Consider the following 17,047-nt stretch of genomic DNA (forward strand, 5'->3'; position numbering starts at 1 on the left):
GGGGGCTGGCGAACGAAGCGAGCCTGGGGGGGGGTCGACTTACGGAACGCAACCACTTACGCTCCGTAAGTCGACCCCTCGCTTCGGCTTCGCCTCAGCGATCCCCTTCCAGGGGATTAGGAAACGGAAAGAACCACTGGGGGACTCAACGGAAAGAGCTCCCTGGAAGGGAGCTGTCGGCGAAGCCGACTGAGGGTCGACGCGTTCGCGAAGCGAACGCCGGTTGCGAGGTGGAGGGCGGAGCCCTCCGGCGAGCAACCGTTCCCGCTAGCGGCCCAGCACCTTGTGGGCGGCCTGCAGGGCGGCGAAGCGGAGCTTCGAGACCGGCAGCGTGAACTGGCCGGGCAGCTCCTCGACGTAGCCGTTGAAGCCCTGCTTGAACTCGAGGACGCCGCGGCCGGGATCGGACGGATCGTCGAAGATGCCGGAAATGCCGTAGAAGTTGTAGCGATTGAGGCCGCGGGCGATCGCGCGGCTCATCATCTCGTGCTGCAGCGCGGTCGGCGCGTAGAACTTCGCGTAGCGTTCGTCGGAGCCGGACGAGTAGTAGACGAGCTCGCGCTCGTGCCAGATGAACAGGCCGACGGCGGCCGGCACGACGTGGCCGTCGCGCTCGATGCGCTGCTTCGCGTCGGCGATCCTGCGGTGCGCCGACTCGACGTTCTGCTTCGCCGTCTTCAGCTTGCGCTCGACGTCCTCGGGATACTTCGTCGTCTGCAGCGACTTCTCGAGCCGTGTCTCGTCCCTCGAGAATTTCGCGAGCTTGTCTTCCCAACCGGCGAGGTAGTCGTCGAGGTGGATCTCGGCGACCATGAAGTCGGCATGGTCGCCGAACGCGTCGTACAGCCGCTGGAAATACGCGAGGTCGCGGTTCTGGAAATGCTGCTTTTCGGAGCTCAGCTCGCAGATCGCATGGAAGACGTCGAGTTCGGCACGATCCATCCGCCGCACCTGGACCGCGGAATTGCGCGCGATCTTCACGTTGCGGCGCGTGTTCTTCGAATACGTCTTGAGCAGGGCGTCCGGCGTGTCCAGGCCGGTGAGGTCCTTGACGTACACCCAGTTGTTGATGATCGAGCCGTAGCCGCGCGTGAAGCCCTCGTGCCGCCAGCCGGCGTTGCCGTAGTTCTCCATCAGCGCCGCCTCCGGCTGGCCGTCCGGCTCGCCGTCCGACGTGTACTTGCGGTACAGGTCGCCGGGCCACGCGGCGACACTGATCGCGCCGTGCCGCTTCGCCGACGCCCGGAGCGCCCCGGTCATCGCCGTCACCATCGCCGGATTGTCGGCATCGACGAGCGGGCCGAGCCACACCGACCCCTGCACGCCCATCTTGCCGGGCGTGTACGCGACGAGCGTGCCGGCGACCGGCCGGTCGTGCTCGTCGACGAGGCCGACGATCTCGGTCTGCGTGCCGCTGGCCTTCTCCATCTCGACGAACCGCGACGTCTGCTGGAAGCCGCCGGCCGGACTCGTCGCCGACAGTTCGTCCAGTTCTTCCTCGGTCAGTTCGCGCGTCCTCCACGCTTCGCTCATCCGCACCACAGCAGCCTTTCGCCAGTTTCCGGGACGTCGTCCCGTCGGTAGAATCGTCAAAATTATTGAAATTATAGGGTTGTCTTCTTTGGAGACGGCTGGACGGCCGCCTGCCGGAACGATTCCCGCGGGCCTGCCGCCCGCGAGATTCCGGCGGGCGCCTCCGCCGTTCCCGCCTCTCCTGCTTCGCCTGCTTCTTCTACTTCATCAAGCGCTTCGCCCACGTCTTGAAGCGGTAGACGAGCGGGCGCACCGGCACCATGAATTCGCCGGCGAGCTCCTCGACGTAGCCGTCGAAGCCCTGCTTGAACTCGAGCACGCCGCGGCCTTCCGAATGCGGATCGTCGAAGACGCCGTCGATGCCGTAGAAGTTGTAGCGCGGCACGCCGGCCTCGACGCAGTAGCGCAGCATCGCCTCGTACTGGATGAGCGCCGACGGGTAGAACGAGTTGAAGCGGTCGTCGGAGCCGGAGAACAGGTAGATCGTCTCGCGCGGATGCTCGACGAACAGCGAGACGGCGGCGGTCAGCACGTCGCCTTCCTTCGCGAATTCGTTCGCCTCGGCGAGCCGCTTCTCGGCTGCGGCGAGGTTGCGCGACTCCTCCCCCAGCTGGCGTTCCGTCTTCGTCGTCGGGTGCGCGTCGTACTTGGCCTGCAGCTTGGCGACCGACTGGCGCAAACGTTCGCACTTCTCCTCCATGCTGCGAACGTATTCATCCGTGTGGATCTCGGCGGCGAGGAAGTGGGCGCGGTCGCCGAACGCTTCCTTGAAGTCCCGGAAGTACTGTTCGCCGCGGAAGCCGAACGAGCGGCGCTCGGCCGTCTCCTGCTCGATCCTCGCGAACGTGCCGAGTTCGTCGGCGCCGAGCTCGCGCACGTGCACGCCCATCGACGCGGCGCGCTTGACGCTCCACTGCGTGCGCTTCGTGAACGACTTGAGCAGCTCGTCGGCCGTCTCGATGCCGGTCAGGTCCTTGACGTAGCGCCAGCGTGGCACCGCCGTGTAACCGGTCGTGAAGCCGCCATGCCGGAAGCCGACCATCGAGAGGTTGTCGACGATCCGGTCGTCCGGGACGAGCTGGGAGTCCGCCGGAATGGTGGCGGGCAGCGCGGGGGCGCTCGCGGACTTCGGTGCGGCGGACTTCGAGGAGGCGGACTTCGAGGAGGCGGACTTCGGTGCGGCGGACTTCGAGGAGGCCGACGAATCGGCGGCGCTCGCGGAAGCCGCGGACGGGGACGCGCCGCGGGAATCGTCCGAGCCGCGGGAATCGTCCGACATGCGCGAATCGTCCGACATGTGCGAATCGTTCCCGGAAACCGAAGCGACGAAGCCGTCCAGCGCGGCGCCGTTCGTGTCGCGCACGCGGTAGGGCTGTTCCGGCGTGATCTCGAGCTGCGCCGAGCCCTTCGCCTTCGCGTGCTGCTTGAGCGCGGCGAGGAAGAAGCTGACGAGTTCGGCGTCGTCGTAGTCCATCAGCGGGCCGTCGTGGACGGCCGAGAACGTGCTCATGCGCGACCGATGCGTCTCGAAGACGCACGCCGCGACGACGTTCGGCACCTTCCTGTCTCCCTGCGCAACGTTTGCATTGTCGCCCGTCCCGCCAACGTTTTCACCACCGTCGGCGGCGAACTTCTCCCCACTGGCAAGCTTCTCTCCGCCAGCAAGCTTCTCCCCGCCGGCAAGCTTCTCCCGATCGGCGAGCTTCTCCCCGCCGACGACCTTCTCCCCGTCGGCGATGCCCAGATACTCGATTTCGGTGCCCTCGATCGCGCGCAGCCGGCCCATCGCCGACGTCTGCTGGAAATTGCCGTGCGGATGCGCCGCCGAGAACTCGTCGAATTCCTTCGGCGTCAGCGTGATCATTGAAAACGAACGCATATCGGCTTCCTCGTGTCCCTCGTCTCGTCGCCGTCGCGCCGTCGCGGCCCTCGGCCGCCGGCGCCGTCCATGCAAGAAGTGTCACTAACAATCTCTGCATAATAGACCGGTGCCGGTATCAACCCGCCGGCGAGTATCGGGGCCGATTTCGTTACCAACCGCCCGTTCCCGCCGGAAACGGGCGAAAAGGAACGTTCTAGCGGCCGATTTCGTTACTATTCGCCCCTTCCGCCAAGAAACGGACGATTTGTAACGATCTGGTGGCCGATTTCGTTACTATTCGCCCCTTCCGCCGGAAAACGGACAAAAAGTAACGTTCCAACCGCCAATTTCGTTACTATTCGCCCGTCCCGCCGGGAAACGGGCGAAAAGTAACGTTCCAACCGCTGATTCCGTTACTATCCGCCCCTTCCGCCGGGAAAGGGACGATTTGTAACGATTCGTGGGCAAATTTCGTTATGAATCGTCCGGGCCGGAGAAAAACGGAAGATTCGTAACGGCTCCGAGAGTCGGAGAGGAAGCCTGCCGGGACTGCGGGACTACCGGCGCAGCAGTTTGTGGGCGAGTCGCTTGAGGGTGTAGCGGGCGGGGCGCAGGACGATGTCGAATTCGCCGGGGAGTTCCTCGACGTAGCCGTCGAAGCCCTGCTTGAACTCGAGGACGCCGCGGCCGGCGTCGGACGGATCGTCGAAGACGCCGTCGATGCCGTAGAAATTGTAGCGGTCGACGCCGCGGCGCACGCACTCGCTCATGACCTGATGCTGCAGCGCGGTCGGCGCGTAGAACTTCGCGAATCGCTCGTCGGCGCCCGAGAACAGGTAGACGGCTTCGCGGCCGTTCCAGACGAACAGCCCGACGGCGGCGACGAAGGTGTCGCCGAAGTCGGCGAGGTATTGCTCCGCCTGCCCGACGCGGCGGTCGGCGGCGGCGAGCGTCTTCTTCGCCGCGGCGAGCTTGCGCTCGACGGTGTCGGGATATTTCGCCGTCTTCAGCGATTCCTCCAGCCGGGCCACGTCGGCGGCGAACCGGTCGCGCTTGGCCTGCCAGGTCCCGAGGTACTGCCGGAAGTCGATCTCGGCGGCGAGGAACTCGGCGTCGTCGCCGAACGCATCGTGGAGGTCGCGGAAATACTGGACCGGCCGGTTCGTGAAGCCCTGCTTCTCGCAGCTCAGTTGGCAGACGTCGTGGAACGTGCCGAGTTCGGCACGATCCATCCGCCGCACTGTCACGCCGGAATCGTTCGCGATCCTGACGTTGCGGCGCGTGTTCTTCGCATACGACGCCAGCAGCTCGTCCTCGTCGCCGATGCCGCGCAGGTCCTTGACATACCGCCAGCGCGGGATCGCCGTGTAACCCGTCGTGAAGCCGCCGTGGCGGAAGCCGAGCCGTTCGAGCGCGCGCACGGTACCGCCGTCGGGGCGCAGCGGGCCGAGGCCGGCGAAGTCGGCGGCCGGCCGGTCGGAAATTGCGGACGTTCCGGATTTCGCGGACGCCCCGGTGGCTGGAGCGCCAGTCGTGCCGGCCGGCGCGCCAGTCGCATCAGTCGCGACATCGGCCGCGGCGGCCACGCGGGCGCCGAAGCGCTTGCCAGCGCTTTTCTTCGCACGGCGCGGCATCGCGTTGCCGGCGGCGAACGTGACCGGCGTCGAGTCGGGGCGGATCCTGCGGCCTTCGGAGTCGCGGACGAGGTACGGCGACTCGGGCGTGATCTCGAGCTGTGCGGCGCCCCGCTTGCGGGCGTAGCCGGTCAGCGCGCGCATGAAGAATTCCAGCAGCGGCGCATCGTGGTAGTCGAGCAGCGGCCCGTCGTGGACGACGGCGAACTTCGCGAGCCCCGACCCGTGGATCTCCACGAGCGCCGCCGCCACGATCGGATCGTCCCGGACAGCCGGCTCGGCGGGGACATTGGCCGCCTCGGGGGCGCCATCGGCCAGCCCGGCATCAGTTTCGGCGCCGTCGGCCAGCCCGGCGTCATCGGCCGACTCGGCGTCATCGGCCGACTCGGCGTCATTGTCCAGCTCGACGTCGCCAACCGGCTCGACGTCGCCAACCGGCTCGACGTCGGCCGTCTCGTCGTCGACGGGCGAATCGTCCATCTCCTCGACGTCGTCGGCGACGGCGCGAAGCGCGTCGGCGACGGAAGAGCCGGGGACGGTGCGCGCACGAACGCCGACGTAGGCGACCTTCGTGCCGCTGCGTCGTCGCAGCTTGCCCATCGCCGCTGTCTGCTGGAAGTTGGCGTCGGCTTGCCGGGCGGCGAACTCCTCGAATTCGTCGGCCGACAACGGAACGAAGCTGAGCGTGCGCATGACAATCCTCTCAAGGGGTCGGAAGGGAAACGGGGGTGGTTAGGGGGCAACATAACACGGTGACGTCGGCGGTAACTGGACATCCAGACAATATTCAGCCAATGGAAAGAATCCATGAATCGTTGCAATTGCAACGATTCTCCCGCCAAATCGCCCCCGTTCTCCGCCGGCGAACCCCTCCACCATTGAGCAACTTGCCACGAATTTTTGAGTCGTTCTCCAGCAATCCGGCCTTCCTTCTTTTCATGTTCCAATCCCGTGACCGGACCGCCGGATCGTGACACCAGGAAGAGGACGCAACCCGCGCCGGAAGGCGACCATTGCCGGCGAAGATGCGGGGAGCCGACTACGCTGGAGACCAAACGCTTGCTGAAAAAGCCGCATGCCGCCGAACGGGCGGCACGCTTGCCACGCAAGACGGCTTTGCTGAAAGGGACGGCATGGATTACTCACCGGCGCTGATGACCGACATGTACGAATACACGATGCTCGACGCGACGCTGCGCGACGGCACGGCCAACCGCAAGTGCGTCTTCGAGATCTTCACCAGGCACCTGCCGGAGGGACGGCGCTACGGCGTCGTCGCCGGCACCGGCCGCATTCTCGACGAACTCGAGAAGTTCCACCTGTCCGACGAGGACCTCAAGTTCCTGTCCGACCGACACATCGTCAGCAAGGAGACGGTGCGCTGGCTCGAGAACTTCCGTTTCACGGGGAACATTCGCGGCTACCGCGAAGGCGAGTGCTTCTTCCCGAACTCGCCGATCCTGCAGGTCGAGGGCACGTTCGGCGAATGCACGCTGCTCGAGACGCTGCTGCTGTCGATCCTGAACTACGATTCCGCCGTCGCGTCGGCCGCGAGCCGCATGACGTCGGCCGCGAACGGTCGCCCCTGCTTCGACATGGGCGGCCGCCGCACGAACGAATGGGCCGCCGTCGCCGCCGCGCGCGCCGCCGTCATCGGCGGCTTCCAGGGCACCGCGAACCTGCTGGCCGCGCAACTCTACGACCTCAAGGCGATCGGCACCGCCGCCCACTGTTTCACGTTGCTGCACGACTCGGAGCGCGACGCGTTCGAATCGCAGGTCGCCGCGCTCGGCCGCGACACGACGCTGCTCGTCGACACCTACAACATCGAGGAAGCCGTCCGCACCGCCGTCGAGGTCGCCGGACCGGATCTCGGCGGCGTGCGCATCGACTCCGGAGACCTCGCGTCGCTCGCGCAGCGCGTGCGCAACCAGCTCGACGCGCTCGGCGCGACCGGCACGAAGATCACGGTGACGAACGACCTCGACGAGTATGCGCTCGCAAGCCTGCAGACGGCGCCGGTCGACTCGTACGGCGTCGGCACGAAGCTCGTCACCGGCTCCGGCGCGCCGACCTGCGCGATGGTCTACAAGCTCGCCGAACGCGAAGGCGACGACGGCCGGATGGTGCCGGTCGCCAAGAAGTCGAAGGACAAGGCGACGGTGCCGGGCCGCAAGCTCGCGTATCGTTCGTTCGACGGCGCCGGCGACGGTACCGTCGCGCTGGCCGACGGCGAGCACGTCGTCGCCGGCTCGGAAGAGAAGCTCGCCGCGTTCCCGGCGACCGCTCCCGACAACTGGCGCGACCTGCTCGTCGAGTTCGTTCGCCACGGCGAGAACGATTCGTCCTGGCAGGGCCACGACGCGATCGTCAACGCCCAGGCCCACCACGCCGCCAGCCTCGCCGAGCTGCCGGTCACCGCCCAGTCCCTGATGAAGGGCGACCCGGCCATCCCCACCGACATCACAGTGCTCTGATTTTTCAACAGTAAGGAACTCCAATGCAGCAGATCGTCGTGGCCACGCACAACGAAGGCAAGCTTCGCGAAATCAACCGGATCGTCGCCGAGCGGCTGGAGGCGGACGGGCTCGAGGCGGAAGGATCGTTCGAGCTCGTCTCCGCCGGCGCGCTCGGCCTGCCCGATCCGGTGGAGACCGGCGTGACGTTCCAGGAGAACGCGCTGCTCAAGGCCCGCTTCGTCGCCGGGCTGACCGGGCTGCCGGCGATCGCCGACGATTCGGGGCTCATCGTCGACGTCATGGGCAACGCGCCGGGCATCCTGTCGGCGCGGTGGAGCGGCGTGCACGGCGACGACGCAGCGAACAACCGGCTGCTGCTCGCGCAGCTCGCCGACATTCCCGACGGGCAGCGCACGGCGCGCTTCCGCTGCGCCGCCGCGCTCGTCGTGCCCGGCGAGCGGCGCGACGACGGCACGTATGCGATCGCCGACGAGACGGTCTGTGTCGGCGAGATGCCCGGCGTCATCCTGCGCGAGCCGCGCGGCGCCAACGGCTTCGGCTACGACCCGATCTTCCAGCCCGACGAGCAGCCGGTCGAAGGAGCATCGCTGACGAGCGCCGAGCTGACCGCCGAGCAGAAGAACGCGATCTCCCACCGCGGCCAGGCCCTGCACGCCCTCGCCCCAGCCGTCGAGTCGCTGCTCGGGTAGGATGGAGAATGCAATGACGCGGGCTCCGGGACGTGCGGTTGGGGCGCATGTTGGGCAGGCGAGCCAGCGCAACCAACGACGAGAGGCAAGAATCATGGTGCAAATTACCGACATGCTGGGCGACCGCGACGTCAAGCGGGCCGACGGGCGCGCCGTCGACGCGCTGCGTCCGGTCACGATCACGCGAAACTTCACCGACGTGCCGGAAGGCTCCGTGCTGATCCAGTGCGGCAACACGAAAGTGATGTGCACGGCGACGTTCACCGCGGGCGTACCGCGCTGGCGCAAGGACAGCGGCCTCGGCTGGGTGACGGCCGAATACGCGATGCTGCCGCGCGCGACGGCCGAGCGCACCGACCGCGAATCGGTCCGCGGCAAGATCGGCGGCCGCACGCACGAGATCTCGAGGCTGATCGGCCGCTGCCTGCGCGGAGTCGTCGACATGAAGGCGCTCGGCGAGAACCAGGTCCAGATCGACTGCGACGTGCTGCAGGCCGACGGCGGCACGCGCACCGCATCGATCACCGGCGCGTACGTCGCGCTCGTCGACGCGTTGCGCTGGGCGGAGAAGCACCGTCACATCCGCTCGGCGAAGAGGGTGCTCAAGGACTCGGTGTCCGCCGTCTCGGTCGGCGTCATCAACGGCGTGCCGATGCTCGACCTGCCGTACATCGAGGATTCGGCCGCGATGACCGACATGAACGTCGCGATGACCGGCTCCGGCGACTTCATCGAGATCCAGGGCACCGCCGAGCACCGGCCGTTCAGCCGCGCCGAACTCGGCACGCTGCTCGACCTCGCCGAAAAGGGCAACAGGGAACTGCAGGCCGCGCAGCAGGCGGCGCTCGCCGAGTAGTCCCGTTTGCATGTACAACATGCACAAGGCAAGAAGCCCCCTTCCAGGGGGCTTTTCCTTTGGATGCCACAATCCGACAAGTCATACCCCCGAACCGCCGGAATGACGGAGTCACAAGGACGTGCTCCTATACTGGTGTGGTCAAGTCGGCGGCCTGTGAGCCGCCGCGCCACGTGAAAAAAATGAGAGTTGTCGGGCGTCGGATCGCTGGTCGCACGGGCGCGACCGGATCGCACGTCCAGGACACGTGGCAGTTGCGTGAACCGGCCGCGGATACCCCCGTCCGCGGACTCGATTGGAGGCATGATGACCACCAGTTTTGACGACGACATCGTCGAGGACGACGTCCCCCACGTGCACAACCTGATCATGCGGGCGCGCGGCGCGCTGACGGGTCTGGCGCTCGGCGACGCGCTCGGCATGCCGACACAGAGCATGTCCCCCGCGCAGATCGACCAATATTATGGTGGCCCCGTCACGAAGCTGATGGATGCGGTGCCCGAGCAGCCGATCGCGCCGAACATGCCGGCCGGATCGGTGACCGACGACACCGAGCAGGCGTTCGTGCTCGCGAATCGTCTCATCAATGACAACAAGACGCTGATCAGCGACGAAACCGACGTCCACGCCAGGCTCGACGCGCCGGCCGCCGTCATCGACACCGGCGGCCTCGCGATGCCGCCGCGCCCGCGCCTCGACAACGACCGCTACGCGAAGGACCTGCTCGTCTGGGAAGCCGCGATGAAGGCGCGCGGATCGCTCGACCTGCTCGGCCCGTCGACGAAGGCCGCGCTGCAGGCGCTGACCGAGGGCGTCCCGATCGACGAGACCGGCCGCTACGGCACGACGAACGGCGGCGCCATGCGCGCCGCGCCGATCGGCATCGCGTTCTCGATGAAGGCGCCCGACCGGCTGCTCGCGAAGATGGCGCAGGAATCGTGCCTCGTCACCCACAACACGACGCAGGGCATCGAGGCGACGACGCTCGTCGCCGCCGCCGTCAGCCTCGGCATGGGCGGCGACGACGATCCGCTGGCGCACGCGCTCGAGTACGTCGCTGGGCTGCCGGGCCGCGGCTACTGGAGTCCGAAGGCCTCCGTGCTCGCGCGCACCCGCTACTTCCTCGAATGGAGCCGTTCCAGCGCGGCGACGGCGCTCGACGACGACCAGTTCGCGGCGGCGCTGCGCGTCGACTGCGGCACCAGCGTCGAGGCGAACGAGAGCGTCCCGGCGGCGTTCGCGACGGCGGCACGATTCATGACGAATCCGACACGCGCGCTGTGTTTCGCCGCGTCGCTCGGCGGCGACACCGACACGATCGCGGCGATCACCGGCGCGATTCTCGGTGCCCAGTACGGCCCCGACGCCTTCTGCGAGGACAAGCGCGTCCCCGTCGTCACGCGTCTCAAGGACATCAACCGGCTCGACATCGACTCCACCGCCATCGGCCTGGTCCGCCTGCGGCTGGCGACGATGCAGTGATGCGCCCCTCTCCGGATGCTCCTTCCACCTTGTCCGCCGAGCTGGAAGAAAGGTCACGCTAAACCCCTTCAAAACGTGACCTTCTTTCCAGCTTGTCCGGCAAACTGGAAGGAAGATCACGCCCGAGACCCCCGAAACATGTCCCGGCTTCCAGTTCGTCCGGAAAATTGGAAAGAAGGTCACGCTTGAGACCCCTGAAACATGACCCTGCTTCCAGCTTGTCCGGCAAACTGGAAGGGAGGTCACGCCGGGCTCCTCCGGAACATGACCTTGCTTCCAGTTCGTCCGGAAAGACGCACGAAACGCCTGTGACAAACGCGGCGGAAACGGGCATAATTGGGAGACGGCCGATCTGATCAACGGAGAGACGGACGGCCGCAAAAAGGAAGAAAAACTCAACGAAGAGGATGATCTGATGAACCGTCATGTAAGCCGCCGCAGGGCGGTGCCGACCCGTACGCTCGAGCAGGTCATGGGGGCGCCCGCCGCCGCAATGACCGCCCGGACCGCCAGGCTGCTGCGCCGCACGGCCCGGAAGGCAGCGCTCGCGAAGGCGACGCGCCGCTACCGTGTCGGCGTCTGACCGGACAACAATAATCGTGCGAATCATGCGAACGGACTCGCACGATTCGACCCAATCGTGCACGGCACGCACGCCAATCAAAGACCCCGAGTAGCCATTCACGTCATGTGAATCGTCTAACTCGTCAATTATCCGACGGTGCGGAACGCGGCGCCACGAGCCGCGAACCGCACCGTCCTGTTTGGAAAGGCAGAACCCAACCCATGCTGGAACAGCAACCCCCGTACGTCGCCGCCGAAGACCGCTACGACAAGCTCGAGTACCGTCGCTGCGGCGACAGCGGCCTCAAGCTGCCGCCGGTCAGCTTCGGCCTGTGGCACAACTTCGGCGACCTGACGCCGATGGCGCAGATGAAGTCGATCATCTTCACGGCGTTCGACAACGGCATCACCTACTTCGACATCGCCGACAACTACGGTCCGGAACCGGGCCAGGCGGAACGCAACTTCGGCGAGATCCTGCACCGCCACATGGCGCGCCACCGCGACGAGATGGTCATCTCGTCGAAGGCCGGCTACGAGATGTGGTTCGGCCCGTACGGCGACCTCGGTTCCCGCAAGCACCTGCTCGCCGGCCTCGACCAGAGCCTGCAGCGGCTCGGTCTCGACTACGTCGACATCTTCTACCATCACCACATGGATTCGTCGACGCCGCTCGAGGAGACGATGGGCGCGCTCGCGCAGGCCGTCCACTCCGGCAAGGCGCTCTACGTCGGCCTGTCGAACTACGACGGCCCGACGATGGCCAAGGCCGCCGAGATGCTCCACGAGATGCACGTGCCGTTCATCATCAACCAGAACCGCTACAACATCCTCGACCGCACCGTCGAGCACAACGGCCTGCTGGACGCGTGCGGCCAGCTCGGCAAGGGACTCGTCACGTTCTCCCCGCTCGAGCAGGGCCTGCTGACCGACCGCTATCTCAACGGCATTCCGGCCGACAGCCGCATTGCGCACGATCCGCGCTTCCTGTCGAAGGCGGACCTCACCGAGTCGCGCCTGCAGCAGATCCGCGACCTCAACGCGATCGCCGCCGACCGCGGCCAGACGCTCGCCGAGATGGCCGTCGCGTGGCTGCTCGCCCACAAGGAAGTCACGTCGGTCCTCGTTGGCGCCTCGAAGCCGTCCCAGGTCCTCGACGACCTGCGCGGCATCCAGAACACGACGTTCTCCGACGACGAGCTCGCGAAGATCGACGAGATCGCCGGCCGCTGAGGCCCGGTAGAAGCGCCCTGGCGCCCTGGCGCCCTGGCTCCCTGGAAGGGAGCTGCCGAGCGGAGCGAGGCTGAGGGTCGACCGCACGACGTCGCGAAGCGACGAGTGCGCGCTGGAACGCAAGAAGTCCCGTAGAACTCTGGTTCTACGGGACTTTTCAACTTCCAGCGCGTCCGCGCGCCTTCGGCGCGACGGCCGGTCGACCCTCAGGCTCGCTGCGCTCGCCAGCTCCCTTCCAGGGAGCCGAGTGGGGTTGCGTTCCTGCGGAAAAGTGTTACCGCATCATCTCCTCGTAGATGCGCTTGCAGTCGGGGCAGACGGGATACTGGCTCGGGTCGTGCTTGGGGACCCAGACCTTGCCGCAGAGGGCGACGACCGGACGGCCGGTCATGCGGGACTCGGCGATGCGCTCGCGGGACACGTAGTGGGCGAAGCGGTCGGCGTCGCCGTTGTCGGACCGGCGGGTCTGCTCCTCTTCCTTCGGACGCTCGAGCACGGCCGTGCCGGTCGACGAATCCGGGTTGGCGGACGGATCCATCGGATCGTCGCCGCCGAAGTTGCGGATGGTCGTGCCGACGGGCGCATCGTTCAGAATTTCATCACCAATCAAGTCGCTGGCAAACATCATTACTCCTCTAAATTATTCGCTCGTTCCACTATAAAGCCGTCCGTCTCCGCCGCCGAGCCCACCCACGAAACCTCCGCAACTAGAGAATAACTAGAAAAATTGTAGCCGCTCGCCGCCGCCGGCCAGCGGCCGCGGCGCCGGCGAGTGTTGCACGGTCGCCGGCGGACGTTTCGCGGCCGCTGCCGACTGGTTCACGGTTGCCATCGCCTGCCTCGCAATTGCCCGCGACTTGCGCAACCACTGGCAACGACTGGCGAAACGGGCAGTGGGACGGCTAGGCTTGGCCGCATGACTATTGCTGTATGCCCCGGGTCGTTCGACCCTGTGACGAACGGCCATCTCGACGTCATCATGCGCTGTGCGAAGCTGTTCAGCGAGGTGCACGTCGTCGTCGCCGTCAACGCCGCGAAGACGCCGCTGTTCACCGAAGAGGAGCGGGTCTCCATCATCCGCCGCGCGCTGGAAGACGCCGGCATCGAGAACTTCACCGTCGCGTCGACCGACGGCCTGATCACCGACTACTGCCGCCAGGTCGGCGCCGAGGTCATCGTCAAGGGCCTGCGGCAGAACGGCGACTACGAGGCGGAGCTCGGCATGGCGCTCGTCAACCGCAAGCTCGCCGGCGTCGAGACACTGTTTCTGCCGGCCGACCCGATCCTCGAGCACATCTCCAGCTCCGTCGTCAAGGACGTCGCGCGGCACGGCGGCGACGTCACCGGCATGGTACCGGACGAAGTCGTGCCGATGCTGGCGCGGCTGCTGCTGTAAATTCATCTCCCGATGTCGCGAGGCCGGGCCCGGAGGCCGGCCTCGCGACATCGGGAAGAGGGCCGGCGGGCGGCAGAACAATTCGAAAATCGTCGCGCAGTGGCGTAGGCTGGTGGGAAACGACGGCGAAGGAGTTCGGATGAGCGATGTCAATCCACGCAAGCACTGGCGGGACGATCCTTCCGCCGACGACGTGACGAACGAGACGAGGCGACCGGGCGGCCAGACGGCGGCAATGAACGATTCGTCCGCCGCGGGCATGTCCGGCGATCCGGCCGACTATGGCGCGTCCGGCAATGTCGCCGGCCAGCGGTTCAGCATGCAGCAGCTGCCGGACCTGCGCGAGAACAGGCGCGCCGACGACGACCTCGCCGAGGCCGGCGACGACGAGATCGCGCGCAACCGCGCCGAATTCACGACCGTCTACGACATCATCGACGCGCTCGAGGAGAAGCTCGAGGAGGCCAAGGGCACCGTCTTCTCCCCCGGCGTCGTCAAGATCGACCGCGACGAGTTCACCGAGCAGCTCGAATCGCTCAAGTCGAAGCTGCCGGTGCAGCTCGAGCGCGCGTCGGCGCTGATGCGCGAGGCCGAGCACCGGCTCGAGACGGCGCAGTCGCAGGCCAACGTCATCATCACGACGGCGCAGAGCCGCTCGGCCGACATGGTCAAGGAGGCCCAGCAGCAGGCGCAGATCCTCGCCGGGCACGAGCACGTCACCGAGATCGCGCGGCAGAAGGCGCGGCAGATCCTCGACGAGGCGCAGGCCAAGGCCGACAAGCTGACGCACGGCGCCGACCGCTACTGCATCACGATGATGGAGGAACTGCAGGGCCAGCTCGGCAAGTACAGCCACGACGTGCAGTCGGGACTCACCGTCCTCAAGGACCGCCAGCAGGAAGCGTCCGAGGACCTGCCGCACCTGCAGCCCGGCGACTACCCGCAGGGGTGAGGCCCCGGGATCTGGTGGCGCGGACGAATCGTCCCAGAATCGTTCCATGCGACGCGGGCTCTCCGGACTCGCGGCCCAACCCGCCCCGGCTCACTTTCAGACCACTTTTCACCCGCTTTTCAGCCCACTTTCGGTCGCCTTCGGCGACGGCTCCCGCCAGCGGGAGCCAGGACAGACACAAAAGGAAGAACACGATGGCACGTATCCAATTCACCGACTGGACGATTCCGGTTGCGCAGGTCGGCAGCCGGCCCGGGCAGACGAAGGAGATCGACCAGGAGTTTCCGGCGCCGGAAGGCATCGGCGACACGATCGTCGGCGTCAAGCCGGGCGCGCCGGTGCACGTCGCCGGACAGTTCGACTCGATCGTCGACGGCCTCATCTTCACCGGCACGCTGACGGCGCCGGTCGACGCCGTCTGCGCCCGCTGCGACGTCGACCTGTCGCGCGACTTCGCCGAGCAGGTCACGGCGTTCTTCCCCTACGAGAACAAGGGCGAGGACCTCGCCGCCGGCAAGGACGACGAGGAGACCGAGATCATCGCCGGCGAGGAGGAGAGCGGCGACCTGTATCCGCTGCTCGACAACGGATCGTTCGCCGACATCGAGCCGCTGATCCGCGACACGTTCGTCACGGCGCTGCCGCTGCAGATGCTGTGCCGCCCCGACTGCAAGGGCCTGTGCCCGCAGTGCGGCGCCGATCTCAACGAGGAACCCGCCCACGTCCACGACGTCGTCGACCCGCGCTTCGACGCCCTCGCTGCGCTGAAGGCCCAGCTGGAGCAGCAGGAGAAGTGATCTTTCTTCCGACTTGCGGCTGAAACAGAAGGAAAGTCAGGCCGCGCCGGTTTGTACAAGGGGTGCGTTAGACTTGCCGATTGCTTAAGCTCATATTTGTTCGAACGAAACAGAGGAAACGAAAATGGCACTGCCTAAGTACAAGACCTCGCGCGCGAATACGCATTCTCGCCGCTCCAACTGGAAGGCCCAGGCCGTCCCGACCATCGAGTGCAAGAACTGCGGCGCCCCGACGATGGCGCACGTCGCCTGCCCGTCCTGCGGCGCCTACCGCGGCCGCACCTACAGCGAGGCCGTCCGCGCGTCCTACTCCAAGTGAGCGGACCGCTAGCGTAGCTTGAGAAACCCCACCGTCGACGGGCGGTGGGGTTTCGCATTTTTTCGAACGATTCTCCCGCCATTCTCCGTTCCCCGGACTTCCTTCCCGGATGTCATCCAATGCGGCGCGAAATCACGGGCCGGAGTGATTGGCATGAATCGTACTAGAATGGACGATTGGTACAAATTAGAAGGGGATGTCCACGACCGCGGGACGACGGACGGCAGGCGACAGGCCGGCCGATCGTGCCAATCTAGACGAAGAAGAACCGATGACAAAGCACAATCACACCGGCAAAGACGACCGGATCAAGGCGGCCGCCACCGAACTCACCGGCGGCGAGGCCGACCATCTCGACAGCGCGGGGCACGACGTCGCGGCGGCGACCGAGCTGTTCGAGGCCCTCGGCACGACGATCGAGCCCGACCTGCTCGTCGAGGCGCTGACACACCGTTCCTTCTCCCACGAACATCCCGGCGTCAAGAACTATGAACGGCTCGAGTTCCTCGGCGACGCCGTGCTCGAGCTCGTCTCGACCGAGACGCTGTTCAAGACGCATCCCGACATGACGGAAGGCCAGCTCGCGAAGATGCGCGCGAAGGCCGTCTCGGAAGAATCGCTGTCGAAAATCGCCCGCGAGAAGCTGCATGTCGGCCCGTACATCCTGCTCGGCCACGGCGAGTCCGACCAGGGCGGCGCCGACAAGAGCTCGATCCTGTGCGACATCGTCGAGGCGCTGATCGGCGCGACGTTCGTCGAGTACGGCATCGACGGCGCCCGCGCGGTCGTCCACCGGCTCGTCGACGACACGCTCGTCGAAGTCGCGACCGAGGGTCCGGCGCTCGACTGGAAGACGTCGCTGACCGTCAAGGCGCACGACATGGGCCTCGGCGAGCCGCACTACCGCATGTCGGTGTCCGGCCCCGAATATGCGCAGGAGTTCATGGCGCAGGCGCTGCTGGGCGATTCGTCCGAAATCTTCGGCATCGGCACCGGATCGTCGAAGCGCAAGGCCCAGCTGGCCGCCGCCGAGCAGGCGTGGAAGGTCCTCGACGAACGCGAGGCCGAGCGGAGGCACTGACTGTCGGCTGTCTCGCGGAGGCCTCCGGCCTCCACTCGCCAGCCGGCGATCGCCACGCGATCGCGTCGACCCTCAGGCCGCTTCGCGGCCAGCCCCCTTCCAGGGGGCTTTTTTCCATTTTCGGTCTTCTCCTCTGCCCTCAGGCTCCGGCGGCATCGTTTCAGAAACGG

16 protein-coding genes are annotated in these 17,047 nt (G+C 66.5%); 11 read left to right on the top strand and 5 right to left on the bottom strand.

Annotated elements, in window-relative coordinates:
• Positions 1 to 267: 267 nt before the first annotated feature.
• From F6S87_RS03855 to F6S87_RS03870, 3 genes are all read right to left on the bottom strand, one after another.
• A complete protein-coding gene (locus tag F6S87_RS03855; protein WP_163227285.1) occupies positions 268 to 1,533 on the bottom strand; it encodes an aminoacyltransferase in 1,266 nt (421 codons plus the stop codon).
• A gap of 199 nt (positions 1,534 to 1,732) precedes the next feature.
• Positions 1,733 to 3,412 (bottom strand): aminoacyltransferase, encoded by a 1,680-nt coding sequence (locus F6S87_RS08990; protein ID WP_231129318.1) that lies wholly within the window; start codon positions 3,410 to 3,412, stop codon positions 1,733 to 1,735.
• A gap of 539 nt (positions 3,413 to 3,951) precedes the next feature.
• Entirely contained in the window at positions 3,952 to 5,721 is a 1,770-nt protein-coding gene (locus F6S87_RS03870) for a peptidoglycan bridge formation glycyltransferase FemA/FemB family protein (protein ID WP_163227286.1), read from the bottom strand.
• Positions 5,722 to 6,161: 440 nt separating this feature from the next.
• Between F6S87_RS03870 and F6S87_RS03875 the strand changes: the two genes are divergently transcribed.
• The 4 genes from F6S87_RS03875 (at position 6,162) to F6S87_RS03890 (ending at position 10,535) form a co-directional block, all read left to right on the top strand.
• Positions 6,162 to 7,505 carry a nicotinate phosphoribosyltransferase gene (locus F6S87_RS03875; protein ID WP_163227287.1) on the top strand — a complete coding sequence of 448 codons (1,344 nt, stop codon included), beginning with the start codon at positions 6,162 to 6,164 and terminating at the stop codon, positions 7,503 to 7,505.
• A gap of 23 nt (positions 7,506 to 7,528) precedes the next feature.
• Positions 7,529 to 8,197 carry an RdgB/HAM1 family non-canonical purine NTP pyrophosphatase gene (gene rdgB / locus F6S87_RS03880; RefSeq protein WP_163227288.1) on the top strand — a complete coding sequence of 223 codons (669 nt, stop codon included), beginning with the start codon at positions 7,529 to 7,531 and terminating at the stop codon, positions 8,195 to 8,197.
• 94 nt (positions 8,198 to 8,291) lie between these two features.
• Positions 8,292 to 9,053, top strand: coding sequence for a ribonuclease PH (gene rph / locus F6S87_RS03885; RefSeq protein ID WP_163227289.1), 762 nt, complete (start codon positions 8,292 to 8,294; stop codon positions 9,051 to 9,053).
• Between the two features lie 369 nt (positions 9,054 to 9,422).
• On the top strand, positions 9,423 to 10,535 hold the full coding sequence (locus F6S87_RS03890; protein ID WP_163227577.1) for an ADP-ribosylglycohydrolase family protein: 1,113 nt from the start codon (positions 9,423 to 9,425) through the stop codon (positions 10,533 to 10,535).
• 58 nt (positions 10,536 to 10,593) lie between these two features.
• On the opposite strand, the gene F6S87_RS03895 is transcribed toward F6S87_RS03890, so the two are convergent.
• Positions 10,594 to 10,962 (bottom strand): hypothetical protein, encoded by a 369-nt coding sequence (locus tag F6S87_RS03895; protein ID WP_163227290.1) that lies wholly within the window; start codon positions 10,960 to 10,962, stop codon positions 10,594 to 10,596.
• Between F6S87_RS03895 and F6S87_RS03900 the strand changes: the two genes are divergently transcribed.
• On the top strand, positions 10,951 to 11,118 hold the full coding sequence (locus F6S87_RS03900; RefSeq protein ID WP_163227291.1) for a hypothetical protein: 168 nt from the start codon (positions 10,951 to 10,953) through the stop codon (positions 11,116 to 11,118). The two genes, F6S87_RS03895 and F6S87_RS03900, sit on opposite strands and share 12 nt — an antisense overlap.
• 203 nt (positions 11,119 to 11,321) lie before the next feature.
• Positions 11,322 to 12,332: an aldo/keto reductase gene (locus tag F6S87_RS03905; protein ID WP_163227292.1), complete on the top strand. Its 1,011-nt coding sequence runs from the start codon at positions 11,322 to 11,324 to the stop codon at positions 12,330 to 12,332.
• Between the two features lie 274 nt (positions 12,333 to 12,606).
• Here the strand turns inward: F6S87_RS03905 and F6S87_RS03910 are convergent, their stop codons facing one another.
• Entirely contained in the window at positions 12,607 to 12,870 is a 264-nt protein-coding gene (locus F6S87_RS03910; protein WP_231129377.1) for a DUF3039 domain-containing protein, read from the bottom strand.
• Positions 12,871 to 13,248: 378 nt separating this feature from the next.
• Here F6S87_RS03910 and coaD point away from each other — a divergent pair, with 378 nt between their 5' ends.
• The 5 genes from coaD to rnc all read left to right on the top strand — a co-directional run bounded on the left by coaD (position 13,249) and on the right by rnc (position 16,877).
• Positions 13,249 to 13,728: a pantetheine-phosphate adenylyltransferase gene (coaD, locus tag F6S87_RS03915; RefSeq protein WP_163227293.1), complete on the top strand. Its 480-nt coding sequence runs from the start codon at positions 13,249 to 13,251 to the stop codon at positions 13,726 to 13,728.
• A 259-nt stretch (positions 13,729 to 13,987) separates the two neighbouring features.
• Complete coding sequence (locus F6S87_RS03920; protein ID WP_231129378.1) at positions 13,988 to 14,680, top strand: cell division protein; 693 nt, start codon at positions 13,988 to 13,990, stop codon at positions 14,678 to 14,680.
• Positions 14,681 to 14,874: 194 nt separating this feature from the next.
• Positions 14,875 to 15,477 carry a YceD family protein gene (locus F6S87_RS03925; protein ID WP_163227295.1) on the top strand — a complete coding sequence of 201 codons (603 nt, stop codon included), beginning with the start codon at positions 14,875 to 14,877 and terminating at the stop codon, positions 15,475 to 15,477.
• Between the two features lie 124 nt (positions 15,478 to 15,601).
• Complete coding sequence (gene rpmF, locus F6S87_RS03930; RefSeq protein WP_163227296.1) at positions 15,602 to 15,796, top strand: 50S ribosomal protein L32; 195 nt, start codon at positions 15,602 to 15,604, stop codon at positions 15,794 to 15,796.
• Between the two features lie 271 nt (positions 15,797 to 16,067).
• Positions 16,068 to 16,877 (top strand): ribonuclease III, encoded by an 810-nt coding sequence (rnc, locus tag F6S87_RS03935; RefSeq protein WP_163227297.1) that lies wholly within the window; start codon positions 16,068 to 16,070, stop codon positions 16,875 to 16,877.
• Positions 16,878 to 17,047 lie beyond the last annotated feature (170 nt).

The organism is Bifidobacterium choloepi (assembly GCF_010667615.1).
GTDB classification, from domain to species: domain Bacteria; phylum Actinomycetota; class Actinomycetes; order Actinomycetales; family Bifidobacteriaceae; genus Bifidobacterium; species Bifidobacterium choloepi.

Coding starts and splice junctions, on each gene's coding strand:
- rph (WP_163227289.1), top strand. CDS start 8,292: ATGGTGCAAATTACCGACATGCTGGGCGACCGCGACGTCAAGCGGGCC.
- F6S87_RS08990 (WP_231129318.1), bottom strand. CDS start 3,412: ATGCGTTCGTTTTCAATGATCACGCTGACGCCGAAGGAATTCGACGAG.
- rnc (WP_163227297.1), top strand. CDS start 16,068: ATGACAAAGCACAATCACACCGGCAAAGACGACCGGATCAAGGCGGCC.
- F6S87_RS03920 (WP_231129378.1), top strand. CDS start 13,988: ATGTCCGGCGATCCGGCCGACTATGGCGCGTCCGGCAATGTCGCCGGC.
- F6S87_RS03875 (WP_163227287.1), top strand. CDS start 6,162: ATGGATTACTCACCGGCGCTGATGACCGACATGTACGAATACACGATG.
- rdgB (WP_163227288.1), top strand. CDS start 7,529: ATGCAGCAGATCGTCGTGGCCACGCACAACGAAGGCAAGCTTCGCGAA.
- F6S87_RS03855 (WP_163227285.1), bottom strand. CDS start 1,533: ATGAGCGAAGCGTGGAGGACGCGCGAACTGACCGAGGAAGAACTGGAC.
- F6S87_RS03900 (WP_163227291.1), top strand. CDS start 10,951: ATGAACCGTCATGTAAGCCGCCGCAGGGCGGTGCCGACCCGTACGCTC.
- F6S87_RS03895 (WP_163227290.1), bottom strand. CDS start 10,962: ATGACGGTTCATCAGATCATCCTCTTCGTTGAGTTTTTCTTCCTTTTT.
- F6S87_RS03870 (WP_163227286.1), bottom strand. CDS start 5,721: ATGCGCACGCTCAGCTTCGTTCCGTTGTCGGCCGACGAATTCGAGGAG.
- F6S87_RS03890 (WP_163227577.1), top strand. CDS start 9,423: ATGCGGGCGCGCGGCGCGCTGACGGGTCTGGCGCTCGGCGACGCGCTC.
- F6S87_RS03905 (WP_163227292.1), top strand. CDS start 11,322: ATGCTGGAACAGCAACCCCCGTACGTCGCCGCCGAAGACCGCTACGAC.
- F6S87_RS03910 (WP_231129377.1), bottom strand. CDS start 12,870: ATGGATCCGTCCGCCAACCCGGATTCGTCGACCGGCACGGCCGTGCTC.
- rpmF (WP_163227296.1), top strand. CDS start 15,602: ATGGCACTGCCTAAGTACAAGACCTCGCGCGCGAATACGCATTCTCGC.
- coaD (WP_163227293.1), top strand. CDS start 13,249: ATGACTATTGCTGTATGCCCCGGGTCGTTCGACCCTGTGACGAACGGC.
- F6S87_RS03925 (WP_163227295.1), top strand. CDS start 14,875: ATGGCACGTATCCAATTCACCGACTGGACGATTCCGGTTGCGCAGGTC.